This is a genomic window from Paenibacillus baekrokdamisoli (assembly GCF_003945345.1).
Lineage (GTDB): Bacteria > Bacillota > Bacilli > Paenibacillales > Paenibacillaceae > Paenibacillus_Z > Paenibacillus_Z baekrokdamisoli.
The window spans coordinates 3352655-3374941 of record NZ_AP019308.1; the positions used below are offsets into that span (position 1 = coordinate 3352655).

General features: G+C 44.6%; 18 protein-coding genes. 6 read left to right on the forward strand and 12 right to left on the reverse strand.

Features of this window, described 5'->3' with window-relative positions:
* Positions 1-8 precede the first annotated feature (8 nt).
* From EKN16_RS15115 to EKN16_RS15130, 4 genes are all read right to left on the reverse strand, one after another.
* Positions 9-1454: a sensor histidine kinase gene (locus tag EKN16_RS15115; protein WP_125658668.1), complete on the reverse strand. Its 1446-nt coding sequence runs from the start codon at positions 1452-1454 to the stop codon at positions 9-11.
* A complete protein-coding gene (locus EKN16_RS15120) occupies positions 1451-2140 on the reverse strand; it encodes a response regulator transcription factor (protein ID WP_125666302.1) in 690 nt (229 codons plus the stop codon). The genes EKN16_RS15115 and EKN16_RS15120 overlap by 4 nt, the downstream gene beginning before the upstream one ends.
* Before the next feature lie 78 nt (positions 2141-2218).
* Positions 2219-3121: an HNH endonuclease gene (locus EKN16_RS15125; protein ID WP_125658671.1), complete on the reverse strand. Its 903-nt coding sequence runs from the start codon at positions 3119-3121 to the stop codon at positions 2219-2221.
* A 58-nt stretch (positions 3122-3179) separates the two neighbouring features.
* Entirely contained in the window at positions 3180-4055 is an 876-nt protein-coding gene (locus tag EKN16_RS15130) for an AraC family transcriptional regulator (protein ID WP_125658674.1), read from the reverse strand.
* Between the two features lie 132 nt (positions 4056-4187).
* Between EKN16_RS15130 and EKN16_RS15135 the strand changes: the two genes are divergently transcribed.
* Together EKN16_RS15135 and EKN16_RS15140 are read left to right on the forward strand one after the other, a co-directional pair.
* Entirely contained in the window at positions 4188-6221 is a 2034-nt protein-coding gene (locus tag EKN16_RS15135; protein ID WP_125658677.1) for a beta-galactosidase, read from the forward strand.
* A 91-nt stretch (positions 6222-6312) separates the two neighbouring features.
* Positions 6313-7065, forward strand: coding sequence for a CAP domain-containing protein (locus tag EKN16_RS15140; RefSeq protein ID WP_125658680.1), 753 nt, complete (start codon positions 6313-6315; stop codon positions 7063-7065).
* A gap of 2176 nt (positions 7066-9241) precedes the next feature.
* On the opposite strand, the gene EKN16_RS15145 is transcribed toward EKN16_RS15140, so the two are convergent.
* Positions 9242-11005, reverse strand: a complete 1764-nt coding sequence (locus EKN16_RS15145; protein ID WP_125658683.1) for a glycoside hydrolase family 2 protein — start codon at positions 11003-11005, stop codon at positions 9242-9244.
* 71 nt (positions 11006-11076) lie between these two features.
* Positions 11077-11967: an AraC family transcriptional regulator gene (locus EKN16_RS15150; protein ID WP_232016443.1), complete on the reverse strand. Its 891-nt coding sequence runs from the start codon at positions 11965-11967 to the stop codon at positions 11077-11079.
* 153 nt (positions 11968-12120) lie between these two features.
* Between EKN16_RS15150 and EKN16_RS15155 the strand changes: the two genes are divergently transcribed.
* On the forward strand, positions 12121-12954 hold the full coding sequence (locus EKN16_RS15155) for a phytanoyl-CoA dioxygenase family protein (protein WP_125658685.1): 834 nt from the start codon (positions 12121-12123) through the stop codon (positions 12952-12954).
* 114 nt (positions 12955-13068) lie between these two features.
* Here the strand turns inward: EKN16_RS15155 and EKN16_RS15160 are convergent, their stop codons facing one another.
* Complete coding sequence (locus EKN16_RS15160) at positions 13069-13845, reverse strand: 3-hydroxybutyrate dehydrogenase (protein ID WP_125658688.1); 777 nt, start codon at positions 13843-13845, stop codon at positions 13069-13071.
* 112 nt (positions 13846-13957) lie between these two features.
* On the opposite strand from EKN16_RS15160, the gene EKN16_RS15165 reads away from it, so the two are divergent.
* Positions 13958-14845, forward strand: coding sequence for a LysR family transcriptional regulator (locus EKN16_RS15165; protein ID WP_125658691.1), 888 nt, complete (start codon positions 13958-13960; stop codon positions 14843-14845).
* Here the strand turns inward: EKN16_RS15165 and EKN16_RS15170 are convergent.
* The 5 genes from EKN16_RS15170 to EKN16_RS15190 all read right to left on the reverse strand — a co-directional run bounded on the left by EKN16_RS15170 (position 14842) and on the right by EKN16_RS15190 (position 20368).
* Positions 14842-15744 (reverse strand): 3-hydroxyacyl-CoA dehydrogenase family protein, encoded by a 903-nt coding sequence (locus tag EKN16_RS15170; protein WP_125658694.1) that lies wholly within the window; start codon positions 15742-15744, stop codon positions 14842-14844. The genes EKN16_RS15165 and EKN16_RS15170 overlap by 4 nt on opposite strands.
* A 27-nt stretch (positions 15745-15771) precedes the next feature.
* Positions 15772-16440 carry a 3-oxoacid CoA-transferase subunit B gene (locus EKN16_RS15175; RefSeq protein ID WP_125658697.1) on the reverse strand — a complete coding sequence of 223 codons (669 nt, stop codon included), beginning with the start codon at positions 16438-16440 and terminating at the stop codon, positions 15772-15774.
* Between the two features lie 12 nt (positions 16441-16452).
* Positions 16453-17139, reverse strand: a complete 687-nt coding sequence (locus EKN16_RS15180) for a CoA transferase subunit A (RefSeq protein ID WP_125658700.1) — start codon at positions 17137-17139, stop codon at positions 16453-16455.
* A 1-nt stretch (position 17140) separates the two neighbouring features.
* Complete coding sequence (locus tag EKN16_RS15185) at positions 17141-18334, reverse strand: acetyl-CoA C-acetyltransferase (RefSeq protein ID WP_125658703.1); 1194 nt, start codon at positions 18332-18334, stop codon at positions 17141-17143.
* Positions 18335-19096: 762 nt separating this feature from the next.
* Positions 19097-20368: an IS110 family RNA-guided transposase gene (locus tag EKN16_RS15190; protein WP_125653424.1), complete on the reverse strand. Its 1272-nt coding sequence runs from the start codon at positions 20366-20368 to the stop codon at positions 19097-19099.
* Between the two features lie 257 nt (positions 20369-20625).
* On the opposite strand from EKN16_RS15190, the gene EKN16_RS15195 reads away from it, so the two are divergent.
* A complete protein-coding gene (locus EKN16_RS15195) occupies positions 20626-20940 on the forward strand; it encodes a hypothetical protein (protein WP_232016444.1) in 315 nt (104 codons plus the stop codon).
* 195 nt (positions 20941-21135) lie between these two features.
* Positions 21136-22134 carry a phosphotransferase enzyme family protein gene (locus EKN16_RS15200; RefSeq protein WP_125658709.1) on the forward strand — a complete coding sequence of 333 codons (999 nt, stop codon included), beginning with the start codon at positions 21136-21138 and terminating at the stop codon, positions 22132-22134.
* Positions 22135-22287 lie beyond the last annotated feature (153 nt).

Genomic DNA, 22287 nt, shown 5'->3' on the forward strand with positions numbered 1-22287 from the left:
AACTTGTTTCAAGCTTGTAAATTTTTCTTCGAAAGAAGCGGGAAAGTTACCGTGAATTGCGAGCCTTGAGCAGCAGAAGGCGGCTCGGAGTATACAACCGTACCCTGTTGAAGCTCCACCAGCCGCTTAACAAGCGATAACCCGAGTCCCGTTCCTCCACTTAATCGAGCACGGTCTTTGCTTACGGTATAGAACGGCTCGAACAGCTTTGCCCTTGCCTCCTCGGGAATGCCGATCCCCGTATCACGGATAACGATTACCGCTTTGTTCGAATCCGCACGGCATTTAATATGAATAGATCCACCAGGAACATTATATTTAATGGCATTATCAAGTAAATTCAGGAAAATATGCATGAAGCTTTCCCGATCCGCCCTTATCATTGCCGCCTCAAGATCGGTTTCAATGCTGATATTGAATTGCGCCGCTTTCCCTCTTAACCTGCTGCAGACAGCGTTTAGTGATTCTTGAACATCCAGATTCTCTGCATGCAGGCTGAACTCATACTGCTCCATCTCGGATAAATGAAGCACCTTCACAACCATTTCGAGAAGTCTGTCAGCCTCTTGGCGAATATTGACTATAGCCTCATCAAGCAGCTTAGGATCATCACGATACATATCCAACAAATCGGAGTACGCGATAATAGACGTCAGGGGGGTCTTAAATTCGTGGCTGACACTGCCTATAAATTGCTTCTGCCTAGCTAAACTTTGCTCGATCTCGCGGCTCATGTAAGTAATTCCTTCGCTGAGTTCGCCAAGCTCATCTCTTCGTCTAATCGGTGATTGCCCAATATAATGCCCAGCACGAATTTGATCAGCTGCCGCCCGAAGCTTCCTCAGTGCTGAGGTCACTCGCTGCACATAAATGAAGCCAAGCAGGAAACTCACAGCTAAAGCGGCTAATCCGATATTTCGAAGCGAAAGGGCAATAGAGCTATAGAAGGCTTGATCGGCTTTCAATGAAAGCTGAAGCTGTACGATACCAACTTGGCCTACGGACCAAATGATCGGTGCCAGGTAGATTAATGAATCACCAGATTGCTCATAAACAATCTTCCCCTGCTTGGCATAGACCATGATATCCTTGACATCAGCACTTCCGGAGAGGGGCATCGAATTCCCGATTTCTTTTCCATTACTATCGTAAAGCATAACATGGGTGCCATTAAGAAGAGCACTAAGATCAGCCGCAAGCTCGGTCCCGCGTCTCCTTAAGAAGGTCGGTACATCATCAAGCGCACTACCGCTTAGATAGATTTGACGAACTCGCAAGCTCGCGAGCTCACTTCTTTGCTTCAGATCAGTCTCAACCTTCTGCTGCTGATCCAGTTTAATCTCGCGAAGTACTAACCAGCCAAGAGCCGAGATCGTCAGCAAGAGCAAAGCTGCTAATCCGATCGTGAACCGCCATTTCAAGCTGAATTGAATCGGATGGCTTCTCCTGCTCATTCGGGGAGCTCCCTTAACGCTTTATAGCCAACACCATAAACAGTCTGAAGCAAATGCTGATAGGAATCGCCCAGCTTCTTGCGCAGACGCTGCATATGAATATCCACGGTACGAGTACCTCCCGCATAATCCATACTCCAGACAAGGTCAAGCAGCTCATCTCGCGTATATACACGCTCAGGATGTGAGATCAACAAGGCTAATAAATCAAATTCCTTCGGTGTTAAATCAAGTGCTGTATGGTTAAGCTGAACAGTACGATTTTGCCTATGAAGGCGAAGATCACTGATCTCTACAAGCTGCACTTCTTCCTCAGGCTTGCTCTCCATACGCCGGAGCAGTGCCTTTGCCCTAGCAACAAGCTCACGCAAATCGAAGGGCTTCGTCATGTAATCATCGGCTCCTAACTCAAGTCCAATGACCTTATCGACAATATCATTTTTCACCGTTAGCATGATGACCCCCATTCCGGAGCGATTCTCCAGCTTGCGGCAAACATCATAACCATTTAGCTTGGGCATCATGACATCCAATATCATGACATTAGGTTTAAAAGACGCTGCAACCTTCAAGGCTTCCTCACCATCATAGGCAATTTCTACTATGTAGCCCTCACGTCGGAATGCATACGCAATTGCACCAGCAATATTTTGTTCGTCGTCGACGACAAGAATTTTCTTATCCAATGCTGTCAGCTCCTCAAGGAGTATAGTCATTATGATATCCAACCATAGTAAAAAGCTCCCTGTTTTTGAGGGAGCCTTCTATATAAAATCATCATATACGAAATCAAGGCTATCCGCTTTCTTTAAATTACATTCTGCGCAAGCACACACACAATTAGCTGGGGTAGATAAACCACCTTTAGACTTTGGCATAACGTGATCAATCGTATCCCCGAACCGACCACAGTAATGACAGATATAATGATCACGCTGCAAGACGAGCAGACGAAAATCAGTCTTCGTATACAGCTTATGAATTAATCCAGGGCTAATAATGCCAGCTGCACCTTCTTCCACCATACGAACGGCCATTTCTGTCGGAATTTCCGTTGACCATCGCTTACCCGTCTCCCGATGGCCGCGCAGCCGGATCATGCCTTTACCGCGATCATTCAAGATCGACGTCTTATACGTAAATGGTCCTTTTAACGGTTCAATTGACTTATCTGGGGGACGAATCACACTTATCGTATGTGCAGAAGGGTTCTCAACGTGCCCCTGCTTCAGCCTAGCTGCGCTTGATTTTTGACGTTTCCTTCGGCGTTTCCTTTTATTTTTACTGCTAGGGGTCATCTCACTGATTAGCTTAACTTGATTCTCGGATTCCCCTTCGCTAGGCAGCAGTTGATCCAACTGATTCGAGGTACTTTCTGACTCTATAGAAGCAGCTTGTAAGCCTAGTCTTTGCTTGCTGCCCCTGCTTCTCCGCTTGCGGCGACGCTTGCGTTTCGGAGGTGAACCTTCCGAATTGGTAAGTGTTCGCGCAACCTCGTCACTTCCTACATCTGCTTCAAGCCTCTCACCTGCTTGGCTCCAATGTTCACGCTGGCGCTGGCGTAAGCAAGCACGACATGTTCCACGCCGACTGCTGCTCCCAGATCGCTTCGTAAAAGCGGATAACGGTTTCTCCTGACCGCAGGCCGCACATTTTTTTACATCCATCGGTATATTCCGCTCCGTTCATTTTGCACCCCTACAAAACTGCAAGTCGGCAATTTCTCTAGTAGCTGTTGAGCCCATGCAGCTTCCGGAACTGTTCCGGTGTCATGCCTTCCGTCTTCCCGAAAGCGGAAATGAAGTGACTCGTATCCCGGTATCCTGACAGCTGAGCGATATCCTTAATCGTCTTACGGTCACTTAAACTCATAAATTCCTTTGCTTTGCGTATTCGAAGCCGAATGAGGTAGGCATAAGCTGTTATCCCAAAAGCCTGTCTGAATAATGAATTCAAATAACGTGGACTTATGCCTAGCTGGTCTGACATATCGTTTAAGCCAATTTCCGGATCACTAAATTTCCCATCCAGCCAGATCAGAAGCGGATCAAGCTTCTCCAAATGCTGAAATAAGGAAGAGCGACCACCTGTTTGACCAAAAATTTTTATCATCGTGAGGAAGCGGTATAGCTGTGCAGAAGCATTAAGCCCTGTTCGGTCATCATCATGCTGTGCTTGCTCAATCATTTCGATTAGATGCGATGTAACAGGTGCATCCTCTTCCCAATGAAGCCATTCTGTATGTCTAATTCCCAGTGAAGCCAGCATAGATGCAGCAATAGAGCCACCGAAGGTAACATAAAGAGTCGTCCATTTCTTTTCTTTTGCCGTATAGGAATGAGGGACACCGGGAAATAATAGAGAGCCATTGCCAGGGGGAAGCGAGAAGCGCCTGCCGCTCAGCTCAAATTCGCCTTCTCCGTCTAACGTTTGCAGCCAATGAAATACAGGATATCCTTTGGGGCGAATCGTTGTTTCCTGATCGGGATTGAGGCCTATACTTTCGATATAAAGCGGAAGCTCGAATTCACCCAGCTTAAACAAGAAACGCCGCATTGAACCTTCGACAACCCATTCCTTCCGCTCCAGTATCTGTTCCATATTATCATATCCTGCCTATTATTTTATATATATCTCTAACTGGAATCATAACATAAAATAAAAAAATATCATCATAAAATATGATTTCTACGCACTTTTATAAAGATAAACGCTGAGAAGGAGCAAGTAAACATGAATACATCCAAACTGCCCAAAATGTTATATGGTGGCGATTATAACCCAGAGCAATGGGATCGTAGTATATGGCCGGAGGATATGCGCATGCTTCGACTTGCGGGAATGGATATCGCAACGATAAACGTTTTTTCATGGTCGCTGCTTCAGCCAAGTGAAGATAGCTATCAGTTTGAGACCCTTGATGCCATTATGGATATGCTGCACGAGAACGGCATTTATGCTTGTTTAGCCACTAGCACGGGGGCTCATCCCGCATGGATGGCCCATCGTTATCCAGATGTGCTGCGAACCGACTTTGACAACCGAAGACGTAAATTTGGTGGTCGGCATAATTCCTGTCCGAATAGCCCGACTTACCGCAAATATTCAACTCGCTTGGCATCTAAGCTTGCAGAACGTTACAAAGACCATCCTGCCTTGCTGCTATGGCATGTCTCCAATGAGTATGGCGGTGAATGTTATTGTGATCATTGCGCAGCTGCTTTTCGCATTTGGCTTCAAAAGAAATATGTTACGCTGGACAAGCTTAATGAGCAGTGGAATACACGGTTTTGGGGACATACTTTTTATGATTGGGAAGAAATCGTGCTGCCAAATTCCTTGTCCGAGCAATGGTCAAGCACAAGCACTTGTTTCCAAGGGATCTCGCTTGATTATACTCGTTTCAATTCCGATGGCTTGTTAGATTGCTACAAACTTGAATATGAAGCCATTAAGCAGTACACGCCTGATGTACCAGTGACAACGAATCTGATGGGTACTTATAAACCACTTGATTATTTCAAGTGGGCCAAGCATATGGACATTGTTTCATGGGATAATTACCCTTCTGCTGATACCCCATTCAGCATGACCGCCATGACGCATGACCTGATGCGCGGAATTAAGGGCGGCGCCCCTTTTCTGCTTATGGAGCAAACACCGAGTCAGCAGAACTGGCAGGACTATAATACACTTAAGCGTCCAGGAGTTATGCGGTTGTGGAGCTACCAGGCAGTTGCACACGGGGCGGATAGCGTGATGTTCTTCCAGCTTCGCCGCTCTGTTGGCGCATGCGAGAAATATCATGGAGCATTGATAGAGCATGTTGGACATGAGCATACTCGTGTATTCCGTGAGTGCGCAGCGCTCGGTGATGAGCTGCAACAACTTGGTGACCAACTTCTCGGTTCTCGCCTTACCAGCAAGATTGCCATTATGTATGACTGGGATAACCGCTGGGCCATCGAATATTCAAGCGGACCGACCATTGCGCTGCAGTATGTAGATGAAATTCATAAGTACTATGACGCTTTATATCAGCAAGGTATTCAAGTCGATATTGTCTCTTTTGAAGATGATTTGAGTCCTTATGATGTCGTCCTTGCCCCAGTCATGTATATGGTTAAGCCTGGGATGAAATCACGAATCGAGTCATTCGTGCAGGCTGGCGGTTCATTCGTAACGACCTATTTCAGTGGGATTGTAAACGAGAATGACATCGTTACACTTGGAGGTTATCCAGGTGAATTAAGGAACTTGCTTGGCATTTGGGCAGAGGAAATCGATGCTCTATTCCCGGATCAATCCAATCGAATCATCATGAAGGAATCCCTTGGTACGCTTCAAGCCAATGCCGAGTTCAATTGCTCGCTGCTCTGTGATTTAATTCATTCCGAAGGTGCTGATGTTCTAGCGGAATACGGGGATGATTTCTACGCCGGCATGCCTGTACTTACGCGTAACCGTTTCGGTTCAGGTGAGGCATGGTATCTGGCATCAAGTCCAGATGCAGAATTCTTACAAGGCTTTCTCCGTGAACTCTCCGCTCAGCATGATATTCACCCATTACCTGGAAAAATGCCGAATGTAGAAGTAACTCGGCGAGATAAAGACGGGCGGGATTACCTCTTTATTATGAACCATAATGCAGACAGCACAATGATCGACCTTGGCTCAAATCGAGGTGTAAACTTGCTGACAGGTCATTCTCTATCCGGTCAAACCGAGTTAGCTGGCCGCGACCTCTTGATTGTGGAATTAATTTAATTATTATTACAAAATTTGATCTGTGTTGACCTTCACACCATTGAGCATATTAGGTAATGTATTCATTCGTGTGAAGGGAGTTTATGAATCGATGAAGAAGCTTCTGCTAGCTGCCTGTGCTTTTGTTATCCTCGTAGGCGGAGGATCCTACATCTACAAAATGAATCAGAATGCCAAAATCAAGCCACAAGCAAGTTCGATTAGTACAGGCAACAAGCCCATTCATACGCCGCAGCTGCGTATGAAAACTACAGAATCGGTAACACCCATCGTAACAAATGACTTAAGCCAGCTTCCTCCATGGTTGCAGCAGCAATTGTCTCAGACGGGGCAGATAACACGGACGACTCAGCCTTCTACACAGCCTTCTACCCAGCGGACAACGCAGCCTGTTACACAAGCTCCAGCAACGAATACGGGAACTGGAGCTGGAACTGGAGCTGGAACGAGCGCAGGATCGGGTTCCATTGAAACTCAGGTGCTGCAGCTGGTGAATGCCGAACGTGCCAAAGCAGGCCTTAAGGCGCTTACAATGAACGCTTCACTTTCCAAGGTGGCTTCGACTAAAGCTTCGGATATGCGGGACAATAACTATTTCTCACATGATTCACCTAGCTACGGCAGCCCTTTCGATATGATGAAAAAGTTCGGAATTAGCTTTTCCTATGCGGGCGAGAACATTGCTGCTGGCCAGCAAGATGCGCAAGCCGTTATGACTGCATGGATGAACAGCCCTGGTCATCGGGCGAACATCATGAGTCCTAATTTCACAGAAATGGGACTTGGATATAGTCCCGGTGGCAATATGAGTCCATACTGGTCGCAAATGTTTATCCAACCTTAAAGGTCAAAAGCACCAATCCATCTAAAGAAATGGATCGGTGCTTTTGCTTATTATTCAACCTTGGCGATAGTCGGTTCAAATACTCGGCTAATGTATGTGAGAGTGAATGTTCAAAGTGCATGTTCAAAGTGCATGTTCAGGGCCCGAGACTGGGCTCCAGTCGCTGTTGAAATCCTGTTCCTTGAATTTATTTTTCAAAGGTAGGAACTCGATTTCAAAGGCGACACGTAAACTTTCCACTCCATTCCCGGTTCCCTTTCACACCTTTAATACCCGTTAAACCCTCAATCCTTCAGTCCTTTAATCCTTCAGTCCTTCACTCCTTTCAAACCTTTGTACCCTTTCAAACCTTCAATCCTCGAAATTCATTTATGCAAAATTCAAGCTATAATAATGGCCATATGCCATAATCAGTATTTGTCGACACGAAACAAAAGCGATGCGGACGGAATCGTTCTGAAGAAGCGATAGCGTTCGCCTTTGTCTCCTTATTTCTACCCCTGTGGGATAGAATCAAGGAATAGGGAGACAACAGCAATAGTAAGAATGATCCGGCAGCAACGCGGGCTTCTACGCACCATGCTTCGAATTTAAAGATTCTCACCTTGAACTTCCGCTGGTTGCATGGATGAAAATTCGTTTTCCTATTTTTACATTATTCGGTAATTGGGTGCGGTTTTCTGTGGATAAGTAGTTTGTCTTAAGTTGTTTGCAACCGCTTGGTTGATTAATAAGTCGCTTTGGAATGAACGGATCGCGTGTGGAATACGAATGGGAAATTGGTACTGAGAAGGCCAAACGTTCCCGTTTCGCCCTGGATTTTCTTAGAGAATGATCGGTATCAGAAAAACAAAAGCGAAGCGGACGGAATCGTTCTGAAGAAGCGATAGCGCTCGCCTTTGTCTCCTTATTTCTACCCCTGAGGGATAGAATCAAGAAATAGGGAGTCAACAGCGATCGTTAAGAATGATCCGTCCGCGCAGCGGCCTTCTACGCACAAGGCTTCGAGTTTAAAGATTCTCACCTTGAACTTCCGCTGGGTGCATGGATGAAAATCCGTTCTCCTAATTTTACATTATTCGGTAATTGGATATGAATTTCTGTGGATAAGTAGTTTGCCTTAAGTTGTTTGCATCCGCTTGGTTGATTAGAAAGTTGCTTTGTAATGAACGGATCGTGTGCGTGGGTACGAAGGGGAAATGGTACTGAGAAGGCCAAACGTTCTCGATTCGCCCTGGATTTTCTGTTAGAATGGTCGTTATCAGAAATTCCGGGGCAATAGGGATCGGGGAAATCATCTTCGGACGAAGTGGTTATCTGTATGTCTTGAAATTACTGAATATCAACCATAATCAATGTTTGCCATCACGAAGTACCTAGCGAAGCGGACGGAATCGTTCTGAAGAAGCGATAGCGTTCGCCTTTGTCTCCTTATTTCTACCCCTAAGGGATAGAATCAAGAAATAGGGAGACAACAGCGATCGTAAGAATGATCCGTCCGAGCAGCGGCCTTCTACGCACAATGCTAATCAGTGGTTACAATCGCGAAGTACCTAGCGAAGCGGACGGAATCGTTCTGAAGAAGCGATAGCGTTCGCCTTTGTCTCCTTATTTCTACCCCTAAGGGATAGAATCAAGAAATAGGGAGACAACAGCGAACGTAAGAATGATCCGTCCGAGCAGCGGCCTTCTACGCACAATGCTAATCAGTGGTTACAATCGCGAAGTACCTAGCGAAGCGGACGGAATCATTCTGAAGAAGCGATAGCGTTCGCCTTTGTCTCCTTATTTCTACCCCTAAGGGATAGAATCAAGAAATTGGGAGACAACAGCGATCGTAAGAATGATCCGTCCGCGCAGCGGCCTTCTACGCACTATGCTAATCAGTGGTTACAATCGCGAAGTACCTAGCGAAGCGGACGGAATCATTCTGAAGAAGTGATAGCGTTCGCCTTTGTCTCCTTATTTCTACCCCTAAGGGATAGAATCAAGAAATAGGGAGACAACAGCGATCGTAAGAATGATCCGTCCGCGCAGCGGGCTTCTACGCACCATACTAATCAGTGGTTACAATCACGAAGTACCTAGCGACGGACGGAATCGTTCTGAAGAAGAATGCTCCGTCCGCGCAGCGGCCTTCAACGCACCATGCTTCGAGTTTATCAAACACTTAGAGTTAAGCCAAATTGATATCACGGATAATTGCAGGGTCAATTTTGGGCTCGCGGTCGATTGTCATTAGACCATTCACTTCCTGCTGCACGTCCGTAATTTGGGTGTAGCAGTAGCCGACCATATAGGGTAAATCTTTGATTGCTTGTGTAATGCTGTGGAAACGTTCAATGAACTGCTCATCTGTCTTCACTTGATTGCCATAGCCCCAGCCTTCCTCGGAGTTGAAGGCAATACCCCCATATTCACTCATCAGAATAGGCTTGCCATTGTAGGCATACCCTTGAGCGAATGCATATTTGGAATTATTAAAGCATCTGTCAAAGCCAAGCACTTCTTCCTTGTTCGCATAACGCTCAGCAAGCACTTCGCCTCGCTCCTCATAATCATGCAGCGTAATAATATCGGAAACGGTATGCTCCCATCCATCATTAACGACAACCGGACGCATGGAATCGAAGGCTTTGGTCATATGATAAATCGCAACGGTTAACTGCTGCTGCTTCACATCCGTCAGAATGTTATGAACTCCCCATGATTCATTAAACGGTGTCCAAGTTATAATGCTCGGATGGTTATAATGCTGCTGCACCACTTGCATCCACTCCCGTGTGAATCGCTCGATCGCATCATCATTGAACTCATAAGCAGCTGGCATCTCAGACCAGACGAGCAGTCCCTTGCGGTCACACCAATAAAGGAACCTTGGATCCTCCAGCTTCTGATGCTTTCGAACGCCATTGTAGCCAAACTCTAACGTTCTATCAATGTCCAAAATAAGCGCATCAACCGATGGTGCCGTCAAATGAGAATCCTTCCAGTAGCCCTGATCGAGCAGTAAACGCTGATAGATGGGTACATTATTAAGCAATACTTTGCCGTTCACAATTGAGATTTTGCGCATGCCAAAGTAAGATTGTACTTTATCCGTTTCGACATTGTCCTTGAGAAGCGTGAATTCGACTTCGTACAGATTCGGATTATCCGGTGACCAGGTATGCGCTGCTTTCCACTCACCAATTCGATCGTTCACAACATGAAGCTGAATACTCGATCTAGAGCGGTCAACAGACATTGTCACCTCGCGAATTAGCTGGCCTTTGAAAGTCATTCTAGTCCTCAAGGACAGGTTGTCCAGTTGGGTGTAATTCGGTACTACATACTCGAACAATACAGAATTATTATCAACATCCGGCGTTATTTTGACAGATTGCAGGTACTGCTCTTCTACCGCTTCCATCCATACCGATTGCCATATTCCCGTCGTCTGTACATACCAGCAGCCAAAGTTATTCTGGGTCCAGCGCTGTTTGCCGCGAGGCTGGTTGCAGCTATCGCTGTCTTCAACGCGAACAACCAGCTTATCCGATCCCGTACCTGACAAGCTGCTGGTGATATCAAAGGAAAAAGCGGTGTAACCGCCTTCATGTTCGCCAACAAAGCTGCCGTTTACCCAAACCTTAGTTAAGTAATCGGACGCTTGAAAATGAAGCTTCACAAGCTTGCCATCCCATTCTGAAGGAACCGCAAGCTGGCGCTCGTACCAAACGCAAGGATGGAACTTCTCCTCCTCGATTCCACTTGCCTTAGTCTCGTAGGTAAATGGAACAATAATTTTCTTGTCTGCCGTTACCTCTTTATACCACTCTGCTCCTTCACCTTCATAAGCATCATCAAAACGGAAGTCCCATTCCCCATTCAAATTAACCCATGATTGACGAAAAAATTGCGGTCTAGGGTATTCTTTATCCACTTCAAATTGCAGCATTCCTTATCCCTCCAATAGGTAAATTTGTACCATAAGGGGATTATAGCATATTATATATACACTTTATATATTTAATATACATCTATATTTTTCTCCATTTTGCGATAAGCACCTGGCGCAATTCCAACCTGTTTTTTGAATGCTTTAGCAAAATGATGAATATCTGCAAACCCGCAATAATCCGCAATCTCGTTCATTCGAAGCTCGGAGGTGATTAGCAATTCTCTAGCATGATGAATACGCAGATTCAACAAATATTGATGGGGTGCAGTGCCAAACTGTTCCCGGAACTTCGCACTAAAGCGCGATGGCGATAAATGGGCTCTTCTTGCCATTTCATGAATACTAAGCGGTTCGGATAGCCGGAACGAGATAAAAGACGTAATCCAATTAAGCGGCTGCGGCGCTGCTTTCTCCGTTGTTCTGAGATCCGTGTGATCCTCTAGAATCGTGAGAATAACCTCTGTCGCAAGAGACTGCGCTCTTAGCTGCATAAGTGGATCACGATACTGCCAGCATTCAACCAGACGTAGGAAGGTATCCCGTAAGGCAATGGGCTGCTTGGGGCGCAGCTTGACTGGGATTTGGATACCATTCAGGTCATTCAGCTTTGTCTGCATAAGATGTGCGTATGCGGACAGATCAATTTGTCCCCCTTTAGTGGGGAACCGCTCCTCACGGTATGAATCATAGAATAGATCCATATGCACGAACGGTGTAATCGTATTGGTGCGTCCCTCCAAGCGGATAAGGCTGCTCGGTTGAATGAGACAAAAGTCGCCTACTCGAAACTCATAATCCACATCGTCTACCCGAAACATACATTCCCCTTCCTGAAAATAGACAAGCAGGTAATCTAGCAGTCTTCGTTCCGGAAGAATCCAAGGATTACGAACGGCAAAATCACCCTCGCGTATAAAAGGAACGATTGGATGCTTCGCCATCATTTCGGATAAATACATATTTCAACCTCCATGCGGGGTTATTTCTCTTATCCCTATTATAAGGCCATAACAGTTGTTTTTGACAAAAGAATCAGTACAGCCATACAAAGCCAATCCAAGGTTCCACACCTATAATAGGATTAAGTTAGCCACATGAAAGGGAGTTTGTAAATGGAAGCAAATGCGAAGCTAGCACAATTACCTACTTTGTCCGAAAATAATGATTTAGCAGAAGAGCAAGTTGCTTCTTTTCAAACGAAAGGTCATATTTTACTGCGCGGCGTCGCTTCTGCCCAAGAGGTAAGCAGATATGAGCCTGTTATTGAACAATTCGTCAGGCAGCACAACAATCACACACTGCCCGTGGATCAGCGCGATACGTACGGAAAAGCCTTCATCCAAGTCGGCAACATTTGGGCGCAGGATGAAGCAGTTAAGCGATTCGTTCTAGCAAGACGTTTTGCCAAAATCGCTGCAGAGCTGATGGGTGTGGACGGTGTGCGGATTTATCATGATCAAGCCTTGTTCAAGGAGCCAGGCGGCGGTCATACCCCTTGGCATCAGGATCAAGTCTATTGGCCGCTCGACACCACCAAAACGATAACGATGTGGATGCCGCTCGTTCCCATTTCTGAAGAAGTCGGCTCCATGACATTCGTGGACGGCTCGCACAGCTCAGGCTATATGAGTCGCCAGTTTATCTCCGATGAATCGCATAAAACACTCGGATCTTATATTGCTGGTAAAGGTCTGACCACCACCAACTACGGTGCAATGGCTGCAGGAGATGCAACATTCCACGCGGGATGGACGCTCCACTCTGCACCTGGCAACCCAACGGATAAGATGCGTGAGATTATGACGATCATCTATTACGCTGACGGAACACGAGCATTAGAGCCCGATAGCAGTGCACGGGAAAGTGATCTGAAGAACTGGCTCCCTGGCATTAAACCTGGTGAAATTGCTGCGTCACCACTGAATCCACTTTTATTTATACGTTAATCGCAGAGATATCTATTCACAAATAAGCAAGCGATCATCCCCAGACTGTTGGTCAGGAGTGATCGCTTGCTTAGTCATGTTATACCATTCGATTCGAGTGTAGTTGACTGCTTCCTATTGTGCTGTATAACCCCCATCAATAACTACAGCCTGCCCCGTTATACCCCTTGCTTGATCACTTGCCAAGAAAATGGCATAGTCAGCGATTTCACCTACATCTAACAGACGACGCTGTGGAACAAGTAGATATATGACTTCCTCAAGCACATTTTCAATTGAAACATTACGTGACTTAGCCAATTCCTGAAGTTGTCCGCGTACAATCTCTGTATCTACATATCCAGGGCAAAGGGCGTTTACTGTAATCCCAAAAGCGGCCGCTTCGAGTGCAGCTACTTTCGTTAGACCAATGACACCATGCTTGGCACTGTTATATGCGGCTTTCCCGGCAAAGCCAATTAAACCATTAATAGACGAGATATTGATAACTCGTCCGAATCCTTGCTCTTTCATGATAGGTAACACATTTTTTATTGCAATAAATGGAGCTGTCAGCATGATCTTTATCATGAATTCAAATTTTTCAGTGGGAAACTCTTCTATCGGAGAGACATGCTGCAATCCTGCATTATTGATCCATATGTCTACTCGGCCATATTCACTTTTCACTTTACGAATCATACTTACGATCTCATCTTCTATGCCAACATCTGCCTTTAAACCAATAGAATCATATCCCATACGTCGAAGCTCTTCAGCTGATGCTTCAACTTTCTCCTGGTTTATATCCGATAAAACAACCTTTGCTCCGTTTTCTGCAAATCTTTTACCGATCTCAAAGCCAATTCCTCGCGCAGAGCCTGTAATAACAACAACCTTATTTCCCACCATTCCTATGACTCCTTTTTTGTTTCCGCCCTATTTTACAACCTTCCAATATATAGCTAGAATACATATATATAATAGTTTTCATTCATTCATGCCATAAATAGAGGTGAAGCGTATGGATATTCGACAATTAAGCTACTTCTTGGAGGTAGCCAAAGAGGTAAGCTTTTCAAAAGCCAGTGTAAAGCTTCATCTTTCTCAGCCTACCTTAAGCAAAGTTGTGAAAAACTTGGAGGAAGAGATCGGTATGGCTTTGTTTGATCGCTCTACAAGACGTATGCATTTAACTGAAGCTGGCGAGGTCGTCCAAGCTCAAGCACAAATGATTATACAATCGATGGAGAATCTACTTTCTGCAGTGGCCGATTTATCACAAATGAAAACGGGGAAATTCAGACTGGGATTACCTCCTGTAATCGGTTCTAGCTTTTTCCCGGAAATAATTGCGCAGTTTCATGCCCTGCATCCGCAGATAAAGATTGAACTCATTGAAGAGGGTGGGAAATTAATAGAACGGTCCTTGCTGGAAGGGAACATTGACCTTGGGATCGTTGTGTTACCGGTCGATGAACAGCTTTTTGAGATTGTTCCGATCATACAACGTGAATTGAAGCTAGTCGTGAATATCAAGCATCCTTTGGCAGGGAGAAACAAAGTAAACCTTCAAGAATTGCAAAACGAAGCTTTCATTCTATTCCGGCAAGGATTCGCCATTCATGACCGCGTTCGTGAAGCATGCATACGCAAGGGTTTTGAACCGAATATAAGCTATGAAAGCACACAGTGGGATCTAATGAGTGAGATGGTTATTGCAAACCTAGGAATCTCTCTTTTACCAGAGACCATCACCGCTAAGCTAGATCCCACTCGAATTTGCATCATCCCTGAAATCGAACCTGCCGTACATTGGAACTTAGGCATTATTTGGGCTAAAAATAAATACCTCTCCCATGCTGCAAGAGGTTGGATTGAGTTTGTGCGTGATAGGTTTCAAGTGAATTAATGGTTTTCCTTCAGTTTTACGATCTGAAGTAGTTTCTGTTCTCTTTCATTTGATTGCGTATCTCTCACGGAGGCATCGCCGTATTCATAAAACCCTTTACCGCTTTTCACACCCAGCTCTCCAAGTCGTACTTTATTGCTAATCGACTCCGGCGAGAGTAAGTTAGGATCAAGCTGCGGAAACAAATGGCCGGTCACCTTTTCCCAAACATCGAGTCCGCCCATATCAGCGATCTCGAATGGACCATTTATAGCCCATCGCATACCTGGTCCTTCCTTCATAGCTGTATCGATCTGACTCGCATCTGCTACTCCACTCTCCATGAGATAACAAGCTTCTCTCATAACGGCCGCCTGCAATCGGTTAGCAATAAAACCAGCAATATCTTTCTTCAATAGCACGGGAACTTTACCGCATCTGAGTAGTAATTCGATAACTCGCTCGGTAATCTCTTGCTCAGTTTCAGCTAGTTGGACAATTTCAACTAAAGGAATAATGGCAGCTGGGTTGAAAAAATGAGTAATGATCATCTGCTTGGCAAAAGACTGTTGCTGCGCCAGTGTTTCTAAGCTGTAGGTAGATGTGTTGGAAACAACAATGGCGTCCTTTTTTAATAATGGCGTTAGGAGACGATAAAGCTCTCTCTTTATTTCCAAATTTTCTGATACGGTCTCGATAATGAGATCTGCTTCCTTTACAGCATCCGTCAAGTTATCCGCATACTGTAAATTCCATTCCTTTTGTCCTAATGCTTGCTTGTCGCCCAGCGCTTGTTTTGCAGCTTTAATCGCGTTAGCATTGGGATCATATAGAACAACAAATATTCCATGCTGAGCAAATACTTGGGCAATACCGCGTCCCATCGTTCCTGCACCAAGTACTGCTATTTTGTTGAACATGTACAATCCCTCCAATTGATTATTCTACTAATAGGCATCTACTATAACTTTCTCGTCCACAAGGAGATTCGGTTCCGTTGAATTCTGGATATCTTCAATGCTGTAACCTATAGCCACTTCGACAAGTCGTAAACCCTCTGAAACGACATCGATCACCGCACGATCGGTTATAATTCTGCTCACAACTTGTTTTCCAGTAAGGGGAAGGCTGCATTGATTTAAAATTTTGGGCTGCCCTTCTTTGTTGACATGATCCATAATCACAACGACCCTTTTCGCTCCGTGTACCAAATCCATCGCTCCACCCATGCCTTTAACCATTTTGCGAGGGATCATCCAATTAGCGAGATCTCCTTCTTTGGAAACTTCCATGCCTCCAAGAATGGCTAAATCAATATGTCCGCCTCGAATCATTGCAAATGAATCGGCGCTGTTAAAATAGGCGCCTCCGGGTATAGCTGTTACGGTTTCTTTTCCTGCATTAATGAGATCAGGATCGACCTCATTTAGGTTTGGATAGGGTCCAATCCCAAGTAAACCGTTTTCCGATTGCAGCACAAACTGCTTATTTTCCGTAATAAAGTTGGCTACTAGGGTTGGTATGCCGATGCCTAAATTGACGTAATAACCGTTTTTAATTTCCTTTTCCGCCCGTTTAGCAATTCGTTCACGAATAGAAATTTTATCTTCTTTCATTACACCTACTCCTTAACTTGTTGTTAGTCTCTCGATCCGTTTTTCTTGACGGCCCACAATGATTTTATTTACATAAATACCGGGTGTATGAATATTTTCAGGTGCGATCTCCCCGATTTCGACAAGCTGCTCGACTTCAGCGATCGTTATCTTTCCTGCAGTTGCCATCATCGGATTAAAATTCTGGGCTGTCTTGTTATAAACCAGATTTCCCATCCTGTCGGCTTTTGCTGCACGAATGAAACTGAAATCAGCTGTTAGCGCTTCTTCCAGCATATACGTTTTACCTTGAAAATTGCGCAGCTCCCGTCCTTCTGCAAGGACTGTTCCCACACCAGCAGGCGTGTAAAATGCCGGGATACCCGCTCCTCCTGCTCTTATCTTTTCTGCAAGAGTACCTTGAGGGATAAGCTCCACTTCAATCTCTCCTGATAAAGCTTGACGTTCAAATTCTTTGTTCTCACCCACATAAGAGGCTATGATCTTTTTAATCTGTTTGTTTCGCAGTAGTAACCCTAATCCCCAATCATCCACACCGCAGTTGTTAGAAATAATCGTTAACTGATTAACCTTCTTTTCAACTAGAGCAACAATTAAATTTTCTGGAATTCCAACCAATCCGAAGCCACCCACCATTAACGAAGCCCCATCTTCTACATCCTGAATCGCTTCTTCAAAAGACTTCTCTATTGTTTTCATCCTATTCACTCCATCTTTCGATGATTGTTGCAATCCCTTGTCCTCCGCCTATACACAAAACAGCCAAACCATATCGAACTTTTCTTCTCTGCATCTCATGAACTAACGTCACCATAATACGCGCTCCGCTTGCACCAATTGGATGGCCCAAAGCAATCGCTCCCCCATTTACATTGAGAATAGCTGGGTTATAATCAAATTCATTTGCAAAAACAAGAGATTGCGCTGCAAATGCTTCGTTTGCTTCAATAAGATCTATATTCGCCATTGTTAAACCGGCTTTCTTCAGAGCCTTCTTGGTTGCTGGCACAGTACCGAATCCCATAATAGCTGGATCGACTCCGGCTGTTGCATTGGCACGAATGACTGCAAGCGGGCTTAAACCTAATGCTTTTGCTTTTCTCCAACTCATTATGACCAGAGCGGCAGCACCGTCATTGATTCCGGATGAGTTGCCCGCTGTAACCTTGCCGTCGCTTTTAAAAGCAGGGCGTAACTTCGCTAGCCCTTCGATGCTTGCCTCCGGACGCGGGTATTCATCAGCCTCCACAATCACAGGATTACCTTTCTTCTGCGGCACTTCTACAGGTACAATTTCATCTAAGAAGCGTCCTTCAGCCAAAGCATTTGCTGTCTTTTTTTGACTCTCCAGAGCAAAATGATCTAGATCCTCACGTGTAAGCCCGTATGCGTCACATAAGTTTTCAGCCGTAATTCCCATCTGATAATCGTTGGTAGCACATCTTAAACCATCTTGAATTAGACTATCGACCACAATTTGATTACCCAGGCGATAACCAGATCGCGCACCTGCAAGCAAATAAGGGGCTTGACTCATATTTTCCATACCTCCTGCCACAACGATTTCGTTGTCTCCGCTTCGAATCGCTTGCGTGGCAAGATGAACTGCTTTTAAACCCGAACCACACACTTTATTGATCGTCATGGCAGGGGTCTCCACTAATAAGCCAGCAGCAAGAGAGGCTTGACGAGCAGGGTTCTGACCCAATCCAGCCTGCAATACATGTCCCATAATAACTTCGTCAACTTCTCCTATGTCGATATTCGCTCGACTTATAGCTTCTCTAATTACGAGCGCACCCAACTGGACTGCAGAAACGTCCTTTAACAAACCATTAAAATTACCGATTGGTGTGCGAACGGCACTGACAATTACAATATCATCCTCATTCATCCCATTTTCCCCTTTGGCTATTTTAGATAACTTTTCCTTGGAAAGCGATTACATTTCTCTTGAATCCTATTCTAAAACGGTTCATTTTATAAGTAAAATACATATATAGCATAGTTAGTATGCATTAAATTGATAAATAAATGGTTACATAAAGCCCTACTAATTCCGGTGAGATTGATGCATCTCCACTGATCTACTTGTATATCACTGTTAATCGCAGAGGTTACTATTTCTCTGGCCTACGGTCAGGAGTGATCTGTCTAGTGACAAGCCTTGTCATTTCCATACGTCAAGAAAATGATCCGATTGCCGATGGATGATTGAAATCTGTCCAATATCGAACTGTCCTGTCGCAGCAGATTTTTCGATGATGATTGAACTCCCTCGGTACGATATGATTTACTCACGAATGCTCGCTTATTCGCAGGATTTCACCGGTTGGTAGGGGCGAAGTGAGAAGAATGGGGACACCGCCAAAGACATTGGCAACATGAAGGCGTGCGGGAATAGAGGGGGAGGTTGTCGCCCCATAAATTTCCATGTACTGCACGCTATCTCCACGCCGCCCTTGGAGGCTTTCACTCCCATGTCTCAACGGGTCATTGCCCTCTCATTCCTTCGTTACACCTATCCAAGGGGTGGAGGCCGGTCTTGCTAACGGTACGGGTCGGTGCCCTTTGGTTCAACTGCATCCGGTACTCCGTGCTTTCTTTGAAATCCCGCGAATAAGCCAATCTACGTACAACGAAACGGTATTAAGTATTAAGCTGCAAGCTGGAGAGACAACGTTTTTGAGGGGTTGTAGGCTTCACCGCTTCGAGCCATCCCAACTAATATCCGAGCTAATTTGCCACAAAGCTTCATAATGGATCTCATTTTCTTCATCTTTTTCACTTGCACATTGTGTGCATGCATGGCTTTAAACTCTGGATTGTTCATCACTAGACTCATGGTCATCATGAAGATGAATCGACGGAGGCGAGATCGTCCGCGTTTGCTAATCTTCATCTGTCCAGTCCATTTACCTGAACTGGCTTCTGCAAGATTGAGGCCAGCATGACGCAGCAAAGCATTTCCGTGAACAAATCCGCTTAAATCTCCAGCCTCACCAAGAATACCAGCCAGCGATACAACACTAATTCCTTTAACGACAAGCATAGACTTAACAAACGGAATGCGTTCTAACACGGATGTAACCTCAAGTTCAATAGCCTGCAGCTGTACACAAGCGAGTTCGTACTCCTCGAGCAGTTGCTTTAAGTGAAGTTTGTAAGCATACGTTGCTTGCTTGGAACCGACAGAACGACCCGCTAGAGCGATTAGTGCTTTCGCTTTACGTTCGCCGGAGTGACGCTTCATCAGCGATTTCCAGCCCTGAATCAAGTCCTGAGGCTGTAACATCCTTAGCTCTGCCGGCGTAGGGAACAGGCGAAGTGTTGCCAGGGAACCCACACACATGATGTCCTTGAAGACATGTCGCAGTTCAGGGAAAACAACGTCAACCCAGCGGTGTATCTGGTTTTTCGCGCTAACGAGTCTCGTAACGACAGAATCGCGGTTTGAGAGGAAGACACGCAGTTCTTCAAAGGCTTCTGGCGTCGTTCGAGTAAAGGAGTAGTACCCGTTTTTCACCATGTCAGCGATGACAAGCGCATCCTTTTTGTCACTCTTTGAGGGCGTGTTGTCGCGGTTTTCTTTGTTCTTCTTCACAAGGTGCGGATTGACTAGAACGACTTCAAACTGGCGTTCGGAGAGCCACTTCGATAGGTTAAGCCAGTAGTGTCCGGTTGGTTCCATGCCAACGATGGCTGCGGATAAGTTATGAGCGTTTTGTAGCCGTTCTATCCATTGATAGAGTGAATGAAAACCATCTTCATCGTTAGAAAAGGATAAGGGGTTGCCGATCACAATACCGCGAAAGTTAACGGCTCGTGCGACATGCGTCAGTTGGGCGATATCGATCCCGACGACCAGATGCTTAGGCGTAATTTTTTCAATGAGTTGATTTTGTTTGTCCTGCGATTTAAACTTCATAGTAGAGCGTCCTCCTGGATGATGGGATTTTAAGGGCTATGACCCGTTGCGTACTCCCATCGTACCGAGGCGCTCGTTTTTTTGCAAAGCTGAAATTTAACGCTCTACAGGAATGCTAACGGGCAGTTTACTTGAATATCTTTCATTGTTGAAACATATCTGTTCCGCAACATTCCCACTGCAGTTTCCGTTAATTGGAAAGGGGGATGATGATGAAAAAAAACTTACTTCTAATCATATGCATTTGTATCCTTTTAATGGGATGTGCAAAAGAAAAGGAAAACCCTATTCAAGAAAATTTCGTAGATTGGGTGCATGCACTTGTCACGTGGAAGGGATATTCTTATGTCTATAAAGACGAAACCGTTCCAGCTTCCACAATCGGAGAGAAAATCGGTGAAGTGGATGCTTATGACAATCAGGGTTCACGTGGATACAATGACGAGCATGTCTTCTCAAATAGATATCCAGTGGGATCGGAACTGTTTCAATTGAAAGATGTCCCAGAAAGTAAATCCATCACGGTTCTGCATGATGGTGTCTATTATAAGTTGGATAATAGTCAACCCTGAATCTTGCGATCTTTAAGGCCCTTCGTTACGCTAACTGGCAGGATTGCGTTGTAGTATAAGTCAAAAAATATTAAAGATAAACTTTCTCACTTATAAGCAAAATGAAATGGTATAATTGGTAATTGGTAAGCATAATATTCGCCCGTAGTTTGGAAGGGCGAGACGAAGAAATTTTATATTAGGCGGTGTACTAAATTGGAATATAGTACTACTACATTTCATAAAATATTGACTGATTTAGATTTAGGCTCTTTCAAACTACAACCACAAAGGGTTTCTGGTGGTTTTATGCATAAAATGTATTGTTTAGAGACCACCACAGGAAAATATGCAATAAAGCTATTAAACCCTGCTATTATGAAAAGGCCGGATGTATTCCGGAATTATCAAAGGGCAGAGCGTTTAGAACGGGTATTGCAAGAAAACAAAATGCCTATTGTTCCGGCAATGGAGATAAATGGCCGCAAAATGCAGTATATCGAAGACCAATATTACTACGTCTTTCCGTGGGTTGAAGGGAGAGCGCTCCATGGGGATGAAATAAAAAAGGAGCATTGTAAAATAGTCGGTGAACTCTTGGCTAAAATTCACAAAATTGAGCAGTTTGAGAAACCATTTGTCAGAGATGAAATTTGTATTGATTGGGGCGCATATATTGCGACGGCAACTACAGAGTGTCCAGAAATCGCAGGCAAGTTAAATAGTTGTAGAGAAATCTTGTACTCTTGCCAAAAAGAATTTAATATGGCACTAAAAAAGATACCGGCTGTCACCTGTATCTCCAACGGCGATATGGACTGCAAAAATATTTTGTGGGTGGATGGAAATCCTTTTATTATTGATTTAGAATGCCTTGATTATGGAAATCCATTTTGGGATATGTTTTCACTGGCTTTAAGTTGGTCGGGCAATGATCATTGCAGCATAAATTTTGATCTATTAAAGGCGTTTATCGTATCCTATCACGAAGAGTACGGGAATGTTCAGGTTGATTGGGAAACGCTGTACAGCAGCGGCTTTGGTTGGCTTGAGTGGCTTGAATATAATATAAAAAGGGCTTTGATGATTGAATGTACAGATGAGGAAGAAAGAAAAATGGGTATCAGCGAAGTCCACGGAACAATTCAGCGTATCGTTTATTATCATTCTATAAAAGAAAAACTATTACAAAATATAACAACAATGTTTTGCTAAAAATTATATTGCACAGTTTAAGCATTAGTGAAATTTTTGTTAATAATATATGTATTTGTTGATAATTGTAATTAGAGTGCCAGTTCAACTAACGTATACGATAGTGTGGAGCAGCTGCCAGGAACAGCTCCTTTTTTCTATTGATGTAACGGG